The following is a 13638-nucleotide window of genomic DNA, read 5'->3' as shown; positions in this document are numbered from 1 at the left end:
TGCCGGGCCGCAGCTGACAATGTCCCTTTCCCCAGCACTGGAGACCTGCACATGAAATCGAATCCCCTGGCCAAGTCGCTGCTTGCGACCGCATTCGCCCTTTGTTTTGCCTGCGCCCAGGCTGCCTCGCTGGCCCCGGCGGCGGCCGAGAACGGCATGGTCGTCACGGCCCAGCACCTTGCCACCCGTATCGGCGTCGACGTCCTCAAGGACGGCGGCAATGCGGTCGATGCCGCAGTAGCGGTCGGTTATGCGCTGGCGGTGGTGTACCCGGCCGCCGGCAACATCGGCGGCGGCGGTTTCATGACCATCCAGCTGGCCGACGGCCGCAAGACCTTCCTCGATTTCCGCGAAAAGGCGCCGCTGGCGGCCACCGCCAACATGTATCTGGACCAGAACGGCAATGTGGTTCCCAACCTGAGCACCAAGGGCCACCTGGCGGTCGGCGTGCCGGGCACGGTGTCCGGCATGGAGCTGGCGTTGAGCAAATACGGCACGATGAAGCGCGCCGCGGTGATCGCGCCGGCCATCAAGTACGCTGAAGACGGCTTCGTGCTGGACCAGGGCGATGTCGACATGCTGGACACCGCAACCGCTGCCTTCAAGAAAGATGCGGCCGACTCGGGCGCCATCTTCCTCAATAAAGGCGAGCCGTTCCGCGTCGGCCAGAAGCTGGTGCAAAAGGACCTGGCCAAGACCTTGCGCGAAATCAGCGCCAAGGGCAGCGACGGCTTCTACAAAGGCTGGGTGGCGCAAGCCATCGTCGCCTCCAGCCAGGCCGGCAAGGGCATCCTCACCCAGCCTGACCTCGACCAGTACAAAACCCGCGAGCTGGCGCCGGTCGAATGCGATTACCGCGGCTACCACGTAGTCTCGGCGCCGCCGCCCAGCTCGGGCGGCGTGGTCATCTGCGAGATCATGAATATCCTCGAGGGCTACCCGATGCAAAACCTCGGCTTCCGCTCGGCGCAGGCGATGCACTACCAGATCGAAGCCATGCGCCACGCCTATGTCGACCGCAACAGCTATCTGGGCGATCCCGACTATGTGAAAAATCCCTTGGCGCGCCTGCTCGACAAGGGTTATGCGGCAAAGATCCGCGCCGCCATCGATCCGCACAAGGCCGGTATATCGCAGGACATCAAGCCTGGGGTGGCGCCGCATGAAGGCAGCAACACCACGCACTATTCGATCGTCGACAAATGGGGCAACGCGGTATCCGTGACCTACACGCTGAACGATTGGTTTGGCGCCGGCGTCATGGCCAGCAAGACCGGCATCATGCTCAACGATGAAATGGACGATTTCACGGCCAAGATCGGCGTGCCCAACATGTACGGCCTGGTGCAGGGCGAGGCGAACGCCATCGCTCCCGGCAAACGTCCGCTGTCGTCGATGAGCCCGACCATCGTCACCAAGGACGGCAAGACGGTGATGGTGGTCGGCACGCCTGGCGGCAGCCGCATCATCACGGCGACCCTGCTGACCATGCTGAACATGATCGACTACGGCATGAACCTGCAGGAGGCGGTCGATGCGCCGCGCTTCCACCAGCAGTGGCTGCCGGAAGCGACCAATCTCGAACCGTTCACGCTCAGCCCCGACACCCAGAAAATCCTCGAAGGCTGGGGCCAGAAGTTCACCGTGCCGCAACCGTTCAACCATGTCGCCGCCATACTGGTCGGGGCGCCATCGCTGGGCGGCAAGCCGGTTGGCAAGAACCGTTTCTACGGCGCGAACGATCCGCGCCGCGACTCGGGACTGGCGCTGGGCTATTGATTGATGTATTGATTGATTAACGCGCAGCCCCGCCCAGGGGCTGCCTTTGCAGGAAAAACCAATGACTTCACAAGAGATTCAAACGCAATACGATGCATTCAAGCAGCTTGGCCTCAAGCTCGACATGTCGCGCGGCAAGCCGGCGCCGGAGCAGCTCGACCTGTCCAGCGCCTTGCTGCAGCAGCTCGACGGTTTTACCGCGGCCGACGGCACCGACACACGCAACTACGGCATTGCCAGCGGCCTGCCGGAAGTGCGCGCCCTGTTTGCCAGCCTGCTGGACGTGCCCGCCGGGCAGGTGGTGGTGGACGGCAACGCCAGCCTGGCGCTGATGCACGACGCCATCGTGTTCTGCCTGTTATACGGGATTGCCGGCCATGCGCCTTGGAGCCGGCAGCAGCCGGTGACTTTCCTGTGCCCGGTGCCAGGCTACGACCGCCATTTCTCGATCTGCGAATCGCTCGGCATCAAGATGATCAGCGTGCCGCTGAGCGACGACGGCCCGGACATGGACCTGGTGGAAAAACTGGTGGCCGGCGACGCCAGCATCAAGGGCATGTGGTGCGTTCCCAAATACAGCAATCCTTCCGGCGCCATCTATTCAGCCGAAGTGGTGCAGCGCCTGGCCGCCATGAAGACCGCCGCGCCGGATTTCCTGCTGCTGTGGGACGATGCTTACCGCCTGCATCACCTGAGCGAGCAGAAGCACACCACCATCAATGTGCTGGAAGCTTGCGAACGCGCCGGCAATCCGGACCGCGCCATCGTTTTTGCCTCGACCTCCAAGATCACGCTGGCCGGCGCCGGCCTGGCCGCGCTGGCTTCATCGGCAGCCAACATCGCCTGGTGGCAACGCAAGACATCGGTGCGCACCATCGGCCCGGACAAGATCAACCAGCTGCGCCACGTGCGCTTCCTGAAAGACCGCGCCAATGTCGAAGCGCTGATGGAACGCCACCGCCAGCTGCTGAAACCGAAATTCGACGCCGTGCTGGCGCAGTTCGACGCCTACCTGGGCGGGATCGACGGAGTAACCTGGACCAGGCCGCACGGCGGCTATTTCATCGACCTCGTCACGCCGCCTGGTTGCGCCAAGCGGACTATCGCACTGGCCAAAGAGCTAGGCATCACGCTGACGTCTGCCGGCGCTGCATTCCCTTATGGCAACGACGTCGAGGACCGCCACATCCGCATCGCTCCCAGCTTCCCGTCGCTGGACGATATCTCGCAAGCAGCCAAGGGGATTGCGCTGGCGCTCAGGGTTGCCATCGCGGGGTAGGGTGCTGCAAGGATTGCTGTACGGCGGCATTAGCGTCCGGGCGCTGCTGCCGTCAGTTTCATGATTTTTGGGCTGGAGCGCAGGCGCCGGTTACAAATTAATTGCACTAATAAGTTTACTTTTTTCCTGTTTAAACTACACTGTGTAGTGTAAATATTCCTTGCCATTGCAGGGGATCGTTAACCAGCCACAGCGGCAACAGGATAAACGGCATGGCAAGCGAAACACTCACAGCACTCGATACGAATCTTCTCCCCAAGCCGTCGCAGCGGCGCGACGGCAAATTCCGCAACCAGCTTCCCAGGCACAAGAACGGCTTGTGGAAGACCTTGCAGATCATTTGGCGGTTTGCCTTCCACAAGCCGCCCGGCACGGTGCCCGCCAGGCCCATCCCGGTGCAGGCGCTTAGCCGCGAGCAGCTGCTGGCAGCGCCGGACCGCTCGCTGTTCCGGCTAGGGCATTCCACCATGCTGCTCAAGCTGCGCGGCGAATTCTGGCTGACCGATCCGGTGTTTTCCGAGCGCGCCTCGCCGTTCCAGTGGATCGGCCCCAAGCGCTTCCACCAGCCGCCGCTCGGCATCGCCGAGCTGCCGCCTATCAAGGGCGTGATCCTGTCGCATGACCATTACGATCACCTGGACTATGACGCTATCCTGCAGCTGGCCGGCAAGGTAGAGCATTTCCTGACGCCGCTGGGGGTAGGGGATACGCTGGTCAAATGGGGCGTGCCGGCAGAAAAGATACAGCAGCTGGACTGGTGGCAAAGCACCATGGTAAGCGGCCTGCAGCTGGTGGCCACGCCCGCGCGCCACTTTTCCGGGCGCGGCCTGAGCGACGGCAACCGCACCTTGTGGGCTTCCTGGGTAATTCTGGATGACGACCTGCGGCTTTTTTTCAGCGGCGACAGCGGCTATTTCGGCGGCTTCAAGGAAATCGGCGACCGCTACGGCCCGTTCGACCTGACCATGATAGAAACCGGCGCCTACGGCGTTGACTGGCCGGATGTGCACATGCAGCCGGAACAGACCCTGCAGGCTCACCTGGACCTGGGCGGCAAGCAGTTGCTGCCGGTGCATAACGGTACTTTTGACCTTGCCTTGCATGTCTGGCAAGACCCGTTCGAACGCATCATTGCGCTGGCCGAACGGCAGGGAGTGGCGGTCAGCACGCCGCAGATGGGCGAACTGCTCAGCCTTGCCGAGCCGCAAGAGGGGCGGCGCTGGTGGCGGGAGCAGGTGGCCTGACCAAGGTCGAACATCATCGAAGTTAAAGCAAAATATTAAAAGTAAAATATTTAAAGTAATAAATTAAATATATGCAATAACATGCTGATTTATATGATAAATTAAATCAGCTCGTCGACTAAACATTCCTCCAGACAATCATTTCACGCTACCAGCATGGGTATGGATCTTGCTCGCATTTCCAGGCAAAGTTGTGTCCCAACCAGACATATATCTTGCAACGCGCAGACATTGTGTAATAGTCGCTGTGCCGTTCCAGACACTTTCCCTGAACAACCTGCAGGAGCCCTATGAAATACGTACTGACAGCTTCATTGTTTGCCGCAGCCGCCCTGGCTGCGGGCTGCGCCAGCCAGCCGACGTCCGGCGGCGCCGCGCATTACCCCGGCCTCAAGACGCTCGACGGCAATCCGCCGCTGGTCATCGGCCACCGCGGGCTGGCCGGCCTGTATCCGGAAGAAATCATCGCCGGTTACCAGGCGGCGATCGCCGCCGGCACCGATTCGCTGGAAATGGACTTGATGTCGTCCAGCGACGGCGTGCTGTTCGTCTGCCACAACCCGTTCCTGAGCGACACCACCGATGTCGCCAGCCACCCTGAATTTGCGTCGCGCAAGAAATCGCGCACGGTCGACGGCGTGGCCGTGGCGCCGGACTGGTATATCAGCGATTTCACCGCGGCTGAACTGAAGACCTTGCGCGTCAAGCAACCGATCGCGGTCCGCAGCCACCAGTACGACGGCATGTATCCGATGGCGACATTCCAGGAAGTCATCGACCTTGCCAAAGCCACCCGCGCCGCCAATCCCCGCAGCACCCTGACGATCTATCCGGAAACCAAGAATCCGATCTACCAGCGCGCGCTGGGCGTGCCGCTGGAAGAAAAACTGCTCGCGATGCTGGAGAAGGAAGGCTGGAACACCCATGATTCCCCGGTGTTCGTGCAATCGTTCGAGCCGGAGAGCCTGAAGCTGATGCGCCGCCTCGGCCTCAAGACCAAGGTGGTGCAGCTGATGGATGGCGACGGCACCGATTTCAAGACCGGCGTCATGACCTACGGCTCGCCGGACACAGCCAAACCTTTCTCCTGGCTGCAAAAGGGCGATCCGCGCACCTTCGCGGCAATGGCGACGCCGGAAGGCCTGGCTGAAGTCAAGACCTATGCCGACGGCATCGGTCCATGGAAACTTTACATACTGCCGCCGCAAGGCGTGGACGCCGCCGGCAATGCGGTGAAGAAGCTGTCGGACGCCTCCAACATGGCGCCGACCAGCCTGGTCACCGACGCCCACCGGCTAGGCCTGTTCGTGCATCCGTTCACCTACCGCGATGAACCGGCGCGCTTGACGCGCACCTATAACGGTGACCCGAAGGCGGAGTACAAGGCGTATTTTGAGCTCGGCGTGGATGGCGTGTTCACCGACTTCACCCCGACTGCCAGGGCGGCGCTGAACGAATGGCTAGCGGTGAAGCAAGCCAGGTAACAAGATCGATGACTTAAACCCGGGCTCTATTTTTATTTACCTGAGCTCGGTGTCAGGAAACGCTTGATCAGCGTGCTCAGCATCTCCAGTTTCTTTTTCATGTCGAGCTCTGGATCGCGCATCGTCATGTTGCCGACGCCTTCCATGGCGCTCAGCAGAATGGCGGCGGCCAGGTCTGGATCCAGGGTCTGGTCGATCTGCCCGCGTTTCTGGGCTGTTTCCAGCAGGGTGGCCAGCATTCCGCGTATTTTCGTGGAATGCTGGTTGACGATTTCGGCCATGGCGGGATTGCGGCCGGCTTCGGCCAGCATGTCCACATGCAGCTGTTTTTTTGCGCGCATGTCGATCTGATGCTGCTGCGCGGAGCAGCTCTGGGTGTTGGCTTGCTCGATTTCGGCTATCAGGCCTTCGATCGGATTGTCGCTTTTCATCAAGTGATTGAAACGCGCTTCCGCGTGTTCGAGGCCGGTCGCAGCCATGGCCTCGATGATCGCTTCCTTGCTGGCGAAATAGTGATACAGGTGGCCGGCGCTGATTTTTGCTTCGGAGCAGATGCTGGAAATGCTGGCGCCGCGGAACCCGTCCTTGGCAAAGCAGCGGCCTGCGGCTTCGAGGATGTCGCGCCGCTTTTGCTCATGTTTTACCGGGTCGATTTTGCGCATGCGGCCTCCTTAAAACCAAAAAGATACAAAATAGAGCGATCAATCTAACATAAATTGACGGCGGCTTATTCCTGCATATAATAGATAGAATGCTCGATCTATTAAATAGTGTCAGTCGGACAAAACCCATCGGGCTCCAGGTAAAGCAGGAATGGATTGAAACGGATATGCCAAAAATGAAAATCTTTGCCGCCGCCGCGGCAGTTGCCTTGCTCCTGAGCGCGTGCGCAACCCAGCCCGCCTATGCACCGCCCAAGCAGCCGGTCCCGGCCGATTGGGAAAACAATCCGCATCCCGGCAAACGCAGCGCAGTGGCCGCGAATGGGCAGTGGTGGACCCAGTTGGGGGATCCCGCCATCGACAGCCTGGTGTCCTCGGCGTTTGCCGATAACCCGACCCTGGCCCAGGCTGCGGCCAGGGTAGACCAGGCCAAGGCCGCGGCCGGCGTCGCCAATGCGCAGCGCCTGCCTGCGGTGAACGGCAACGCCAGCGCCACGCGCGCGCAGACCCAGAACACGCTGGGCGGCAGTTCCACTACCATGCTGGAAAGCTCATCCTCGGTCGGCGCCGATTTCAGCTGGGAGATCGACCTTTGGGGGCGCATCAGGGAATCGGTCTCGGCGGCGCAACGGCGCCTCGATGCGCGCACGGCCGATGCGCAAGGCGCCCGCCTGTCGCTGGCGGCGCAAGTCGCCAATACCAGTCTTTCGCTGCGCGCCTGCGCCTATTCGCTGCAGGTGCGCGACGCTGACATCGCTTCGCGCGAAACCGAGCTGACCCTTACCCGCAAGCGGCGCGCAGTCGGTTATATCGCGCCTTCGGCGGAATTCAGCGCGCTGACCAACCTGGCTAACGCCCGCACCGCACGCATCAGCCAGCAGGAACAATGCACGCGCAGCGTCGATGCGCTGGTAGCGCTGACCGGACAGCCGGCGGCAGCGGTGCGCCGCTTGCTGCTGCCAGCGGCAAGCAATGCCGATCCGCAGGAAAGCAGCGCGATCCTGGACGATGTCGCGCATGTCATGCCGACCCCGCCGGCCATGCAGCCGGAGCTGCCGGCGACGGTGCTGCGCGATCATCCGAGCCTGGTATCCGCCGAGCGCTTGCTGGCCGCGGCCTGGTCGGATATCGGAGTGGCGCGCGCGCAGCGGCTGCCGACCATCAGCCTTAGCGCCATGCTGTCGGGGAATTGGCTGCGCGCCGTCGGCAATTCGGTCAATTTCACCAGTTGGTCGGCCGGGCCGGGATTGAGCGTTCCTTTATTCGACGGCGGCGCCGGCGCGGCCAATGTCGATGCCGCCACCGGACGCTACCGGGAAGCTGCCGCCACATTGCAGTCGACTTTACGTACCGTGGTCCAGAACGTCGAAGATGCGCTGGCGTTCCAGACTTCGGCCGAAGAACGGGTGAAATCGTCGCAGGATGCGGTAGACGCCGCCCAGCTCAGTTTCCGCGCCAGCCAGGCGCAGTGGCGGGCCGGCGCCATCAGCATGTTCGAGCTGGAAGACATCCGGCGCCAGCGCCAGACCGCCGAAGAGAATTTCATTGCCGCCAAGCGCGACCAGGGGCAAGCCTGGATCAGCCTGATGCAGGCGACCGGGCAAATCGATAACCCGGGCTAGCACGGTGCATGTCCGCACCAGCGCCATTACAACCATACGATAGCAATACACCAGGAAACCCAGCCATGAATGCGTCCGAACCAATGGTAGCACCCGTCAAATCCTCCCCGCGGCGCAAGGGCGTCGCCATCGCCGTTGCCCTTGTATTTGCCGTGGCAGCGGTCGCCGCCGGCGTAACCATGCTGGTGAAATCCGGCAAAGCCGAAGCCAAGCCGACCCAGACCACGCCGGCGCTGACAGTGACGATCGCCCGGCCATCCCAGGCAAGCTGGGCCGAGACCCTGACCGCGTCCGGCGCCGTCGCGCCCTGGCAGGAAGCGATCATAGGCAGCCAGATCGGCGGCTACCAGCTGGACCAGGTGCGGGTCAATGTAGGTGACCATGTCAAGAAGGGCCAGGTCCTGGCGCGTCTCAATCCCGACCTGCTGCGCGCCGAAGAAGCGCAACTGGTGGCCGCTTACGATCAGGCCGAAGCCAACGCCAAACGGGCCATTTCGCTGCAGGGCAGCGGCGGCATCAGCGACCAGGACGTGCTGCAGTCGACCACGCTGGCCAAGACGGCGCGCGCCCAGCTTGCGTTCAAGCAGCTGCAGCTGCGTTATACCGATGTGATCGCGCCCGACGACGGCGTCATCAGCGCGCGCTCCGCCACCGCCGGTTCGGTAGTATCGACCGGGCAGGAACTGTTCAGGATGATCTTGAAAGGGCGCCTGGAGTGGCGCGGCGAAGTGACGGCGGAGCAGCTGGCGCGGATTGCGGCCAGCCAGCAGGTGGCGCTGGCGCTGCCCGGCGGCGGCACGGCGTCTGCCGTGGTCCGGCAAACCGCACCGTCGCTGGACAGCAGCTCGCGGCTCGGACTGGTGTATGCCGATATCGCCGACGGCCTGCAAGTGCGGGCCGGCATGTACGCCAACGGCGCGATCGCGCTCAATCCGAAGCAGGCGCTGGTGGTGCCGGCGCAGAGCATCGTCATCCGCGACGGCCATACCTATGTGCTCAAGTTCAAGGGCGACGGCAGCAATAAAGTAGAGCGGCTGGCGGTCGTCACCGGGCGCCGGCAGGGGACCGACATCGAGATCGTCAACGGCGTTGCGCCATCGGACCAGGTCGTGGTGCTTGGCGCCGGTTTCCTCAATGAGGGCGATACCGTGCGGGTTGCAAGCAGCGCCGCGGATACCGCCGCTGCGCCGGCAGCCAAGGAGGCCAAATGAATTTCGCCACCTGGTCCATTCGCAACCCGATCCCGGCGATCCTGCTGTTTGCCTTGCTGACCATCGCCGGCATCATGGGTTTCCATAAGCTGCCTATTCAAAACTTGCCGGATATCGACCTGCCCACCATCAATGTCACGCTGACCCAGCCCGGCGCGGCGCCGGCGCAGCTGGAAACCGAAGTGGCGCGCAAGGTGGAAGACGCGCTGGCGACCATGAACGGGCTCAAGCACCTGCGCACCTCGATCACCGACGGCCAGGTGCAGATCACGGTCGAATTCGTCCTTGAAAAAAATCTCTCGGACGCCCTGATCGACACCAAGAATTCAGTCGACAGCGTACGCTCGCAGTTGCCGACCGACCTGCAGCAGCCGACCGTCAGCGCCGTCACCGTCGGCGGCGATGCGGTGCTGGTGTACGCCATCGCCGCCGACATGAGCGAAGAAGCGCTGTCCTGGTTTGTCGACGACACCGTCGGCAAGGCGATCCTGGCAGTGCCGGGCATCGGCCGCATAGACCGGGTGGGCGGCCTGACGCGCCAGGTGCGCGTCGCCGTCGATCCGGTGCGCATGGCGGCGCAGGGCGTGACCGCTGTCGATGTCTCGCAGGCGCTGCGCAACATGCAGCAGGAATCGTCGGGCGGCCGCGGGCAGTTCGGCCAGGAAGAACAATCTGCGCGCGTGATCGCTACGGTGCACCAGGCTTCAGAGCTGGCCGCGTTCCCGATAACGCTGGCCAACGGGCGCAAGCTCAGGCTGGACCAGATCGCCACCATCAGCGACGCCAACGCCGAGCGCGCCCAGATTGCCTTGTTGGACGGCAAGCCGGTGGTCGGCTTCAAGGTATTCCGCGCCAAGGGCTACGACGAAACCGTGATCGCCAAAAACGTCGGCGCGGCGCTGGAAAAGCTGCAAGCCAGCAACCGCACATTGAAGTTCACGCGGATTTCGGGAACGGTCGGCTACACCAAGGAGCAGTACGAAGGCTCGATGGACATGCTGTACGAAGGCTCGATCCTGGCGGTGCTGGTGGTGTGGTTTTTCTTGCGCGACTGGCGCGCGACCCTGGTCGCGGCCTCGGCGCTGCCCTTGTCGATCCTGCCTGCCTTTGCCGCCATGGCGTGGTTCGGGTTTTCCCTGAATACCCTGACCTTGCTGGCGCTGGCGGTGATCGTCGGCATCCTGGTGGACGATGCGATTGTCGAAATCGAGAATATCGAGCGCCATGCGCATATGGGCAAGCCGATCCTGCAGGCGGCCGGCGACGCGGTCACCGAGATCGCGCTAGCCGTGATGGCCACCACCATGGCCCTGGTCGTGGTGTTCCTGCCGACGGCCATGATGAGCGGCATTGCAGGCATGTTTTTCAAGCAGTTCGGCTGGACCGCGGTGATCGCTGTCCTTACTTCGTTGCTGGTGGCGCGCATCCTGACGCCGATGATGGCCGCCTACCTGTTGAAATCCAAGCCTGCGGTTGAACAGCAGGATGGCCGGATCATGCGCTGGTACCTGCATGCGGTGCGCTGGTGCATGACATACCGCAAGACCACGATGCTGGCGGCGACGCTGTTTTTTGTCGGTTCAGTGGCCCTGATTCCCTTCATCTCGACCGGTTTGATGCCGCCGGCCGACCGCGGGTATACGACAGTCAACGTCGAACTGCCGCCCGGCAGCTCATTGCAGAATACGCTGGCGGTAGCCGAACGGGCGCGCACCGCGCTGGGCAGCGTGGGCGGCATCGACGCTATCTTTACCACGGTAGGCGTGTCGCAGGTGGTCGGCGGCGGACAGCTGCAGGCTGGCGAAGTGCGCAACGGATCGCTGACGCTGTCGCTGGCCGATCGCGCCAAACGCCCGCGCCAGACCGAAATCGAGAAAGCGGTGCGGCGTGCCTTGCTGAATGTGCCCGGCGCCCGTTTCACGGTGGGTGCGGGCGGCCCTGGCGAGAAAATGCAGCTGATCCTTGCCGGCGACAATGAAAATGCGCTGAAGGCGACGGCCCAGGCGATGGAGCGGCAATTGCGCGGCGTCGGCAGCTTGGCCAACATCAGTTCCACCGCCAGCCTGGAGCGCCCGGAAATCATCGTGCGGCCCGACCTGCAGCGCGCCAGCGAACTGGGCGTGTCGACCGCTGCCATCGGCCAGGTGGTGCGGATCGCCACGGCCGGCGATTTTTCGGCAAACCTGGCCAAGCTGAATCTCGACAACCGGCAGGTCGATATCAATGTCAGCGTGCCGGACGTCGATCGCCAGAACGTGACCACGTTTGCCAACCTGCACGTGCTCGGCCGCAACGGCCTGGTGCCGCTTTCCTCGGTGGCGAGTTTGTCAGTGGAGAGCGGGCCGTCGAAAATCGAACGATACGACCGCCGGCGCTACGTCACGGTCAGCGCCGATCTCGGCGGCATGCCCCTGGGCGAAGCGCTGGCGGCGGCGAAAGCGCTGCCGGCGGTCAAGCAGATGCCGTCCAGCGTGCAGCTGATCCAGACCGGCGATGCGGAAATCGCGGCTGAGCTGGGCGCGGGGTTCATGATGGCGATTGTCATCGGCGTGCTGTGCGTGTTTTGCGTGCTGGTGCTGCTGTTCCGCGATTTCCTGCAGCCGGTCACCATCCTGTCGGCCATTCCCTTGTCGCTTGGCGGCGCTTTCCTGGCGCTGCTGATGGCGCGCAGCGAGCTGGACATCCCGTCGATGATCGGGCTGGTGATGCTGATGGGGATCGTGACCAAGAACTCGATATTGCTAGTCGAATACGCCATCGTCGGCAAGCGCGACCGCGGCCTGTCGGTGTTCGAGGCATTGATAGACGCCTGCCATAAGCGGGCCCGGCCGATCGTGATGACCACCGTCGCCATGATCGCCGGCATGGCGCCGATCGCCCTAGGGTTTGGCGCCGACTCCAGCTTCCGGCAACCGATGGCGGTGGCCGTCATCGGCGGCCTGCTGACCTCGACCGCGCTAAGCTTGCTGGTGGTGCCGGTGGTGTTTACCTATGTCGACGAGTTCGAGCATTGGCTGAAGAAGCTGTTTTCCGGGAAAAAGGAAGCCCAGCTCAAGGAGGCGGTTGGGGGAGGTTTACTTTGATCCGGCCGTACAACGCGGCAAGGCGTACGGCGTAATACGCTTCGCTATTACGCCCTACAGGGTAGGCTTTACCGCGTTGGCGGCGCTCGATGAAAATATCAATACAGGAAAAATATTAGCTTGGTTTATAGAGGCTTGCACATATTTAATCCCATTCAACGGGTACTGTTCTCAAGGCGTTAACGTATATAAATCGAATACCCCGTTCGTCAGACAAAAAAACAATGCTGAGATCGTGGCCATCTTTGTTGTTCCACATAAGTAATATGGTATGAGAATCGGGCGGCGCCTCATAATCGGGTTTTCCAAGCAGCGTCTTGGCTTCAGCGGGCGTACATTCAAAACGCAGTCCATGTGGTAAATCACCAGCATAACGACGATACGCCCTGTCTCTTGAATGAAGGCCACTGTACAACTGCAATTTTTTGAAAATCATCTCTCCGCCTTCTTTTGCGGGCCCGCAATATTCCTCATACCCATGCTTAACTTCAAAAACCAATGTAAATCCTTCTCGTGGATTGTCTGTAGAGACATACGCATTTCCCTCAAACACGGGGCGCTCGCTCAGCCCACAACTGGTTAGATAACGATCAAAGTCAGGGTGTTGCGGCGGATAGCCAAAAAATTGTGTTACATCCTTGACGGTCAGCATAGTGTTATTTCCCGAAACAGATATCAATACTTATTGAGTACTTCTTTGGATTGAATCGAAAACAATACACATTCGCCCCTAAGACAAATATAGGAATGATCTTAAAAAATCGATTCGCGGAAAACGCAGAGCAGCCGATTAGAAAAAACCACAGGCGGGGCCTGTGGCTTCATGACTAATGAACGCGTCGGACCGTCAATTTAAGCTGATGGCCACCAGATTGAGGTCGGATTGGAGTCAAATCGAATTACGGAATATAGAGCTCTGACGCAAACGCGGGAAGGCGTAGGGTGTAATAGATTCTATGGTTTTCGTCAAATTTTTATGGGAACGAGGTTAGGGTCGAAGCTTGATCCGTTCTTCGTCAAGATGTAAGCGATGCGCAGGATTTTGCGTGCAATGATCACGATGGCCGCAGTGGAAGCCCACCCGAGTTGGCGATAGTGGGCATAGGTAGGTGCCCAAATCGGTGATTTTGCTGCTGCCATTGCCGCATTGAACAAGAGCCGTCGACCTTCCGACGGACCGCGCTTGGACAGACGCCGCCGTCCCCGCTTTTGGCCGGAGTCGCAAGGACGTGGATCCATTCCGACAAATGCTACAGCGGCATCGCTGTTTTTGA

Annotated in this window: 10 protein-coding genes; 7 read left to right on the top strand and 3 right to left on the bottom strand. The window is 61.4% G+C overall.

Going from position 1 to position 13638, the window contains the following annotated elements; genetic code table 11:
• The first annotated feature begins 156 nt into the window (after positions 1–156).
• The 4 genes from ggt (at position 157) to BM062_RS15965 (ending at position 5786) form a co-directional block, all read left to right on the top strand.
• Positions 157–1779 (top strand): gamma-glutamyltransferase, encoded by a 1623-nt coding sequence (gene ggt, locus BM062_RS15980; protein WP_254785113.1) that lies wholly within the window; start codon positions 157–159, stop codon positions 1777–1779.
• Between the two features lie 61 nt (positions 1780–1840).
• Positions 1841–3058 (top strand): aspartate aminotransferase type Ic, encoded by a 1218-nt coding sequence (locus BM062_RS15975; protein WP_092398587.1) that lies wholly within the window; start codon positions 1841–1843, stop codon positions 3056–3058.
• A 212-nt stretch (positions 3059–3270) separates the two neighbouring features.
• Positions 3271–4302, top strand: a complete 1032-nt coding sequence (locus BM062_RS15970; RefSeq protein WP_092398585.1) for an MBL fold metallo-hydrolase — start codon at positions 3271–3273, stop codon at positions 4300–4302.
• A 290-nt stretch (positions 4303–4592) separates the two neighbouring features.
• Positions 4593–5786 carry a glycerophosphodiester phosphodiesterase family protein gene (locus tag BM062_RS15965; RefSeq protein ID WP_092398583.1) on the top strand — a complete coding sequence of 398 codons (1194 nt, stop codon included), beginning with the start codon at positions 4593–4595 and terminating at the stop codon, positions 5784–5786.
• A gap of 32 nt (positions 5787–5818) precedes the next feature.
• On the opposite strand, the gene BM062_RS15960 is transcribed toward BM062_RS15965, so the two are convergent.
• Complete coding sequence (locus BM062_RS15960) at positions 5819–6448, bottom strand: TetR/AcrR family transcriptional regulator (protein WP_092398581.1); 630 nt, start codon at positions 6446–6448, stop codon at positions 5819–5821.
• Positions 6449–6624: 176 nt separating this feature from the next.
• Between BM062_RS15960 and BM062_RS15955 the strand changes: the two genes are divergently transcribed.
• From BM062_RS15955 to BM062_RS15945, 3 genes are all read left to right on the top strand, one after another.
• Positions 6625–8070 (top strand): efflux transporter outer membrane subunit, encoded by a 1446-nt coding sequence (locus BM062_RS15955; protein ID WP_254785104.1) that lies wholly within the window; start codon positions 6625–6627, stop codon positions 8068–8070.
• 65 nt (positions 8071–8135) lie between these two features.
• Positions 8136–9281 carry an efflux RND transporter periplasmic adaptor subunit gene (locus BM062_RS15950; RefSeq protein ID WP_254785103.1) on the top strand — a complete coding sequence of 382 codons (1146 nt, stop codon included), beginning with the start codon at positions 8136–8138 and terminating at the stop codon, positions 9279–9281.
• A complete protein-coding gene (locus BM062_RS15945) occupies positions 9278–12364 on the top strand; it encodes an efflux RND transporter permease subunit (RefSeq protein ID WP_092398577.1) in 3087 nt (1028 codons plus the stop codon). Before BM062_RS15950 ends, BM062_RS15945 begins: the two co-directional genes overlap by 4 nt.
• Positions 12365–12509: 145 nt before the next feature.
• On the opposite strand, the gene BM062_RS25155 is transcribed toward BM062_RS15945, so the two are convergent.
• Both BM062_RS25155 and BM062_RS15940 read right to left on the bottom strand, forming a co-directional pair.
• Positions 12510–13016 carry a hypothetical protein gene (locus BM062_RS25155; protein WP_139220072.1) on the bottom strand — a complete coding sequence of 169 codons (507 nt, stop codon included), beginning with the start codon at positions 13014–13016 and terminating at the stop codon, positions 12510–12512.
• A 314-nt stretch (positions 13017–13330) separates the two neighbouring features.
• Positions 13331–13638: transposase (locus BM062_RS15940; protein ID WP_139220071.1), on the bottom strand; the 308-nt coding region annotated here is incomplete at its 5' end.

Source organism: Collimonas sp. OK412, from assembly GCF_900112135.1.
In the GTDB taxonomy this organism is placed as follows: Bacteria; Pseudomonadota; Gammaproteobacteria; order Burkholderiales; family Burkholderiaceae_D; genus Collimonas; species Collimonas rhizosphaerae.
Note: the sequence above shows the minus strand (reverse complement) of the source record. Positions and strands in the feature narration are given on the sequence as shown.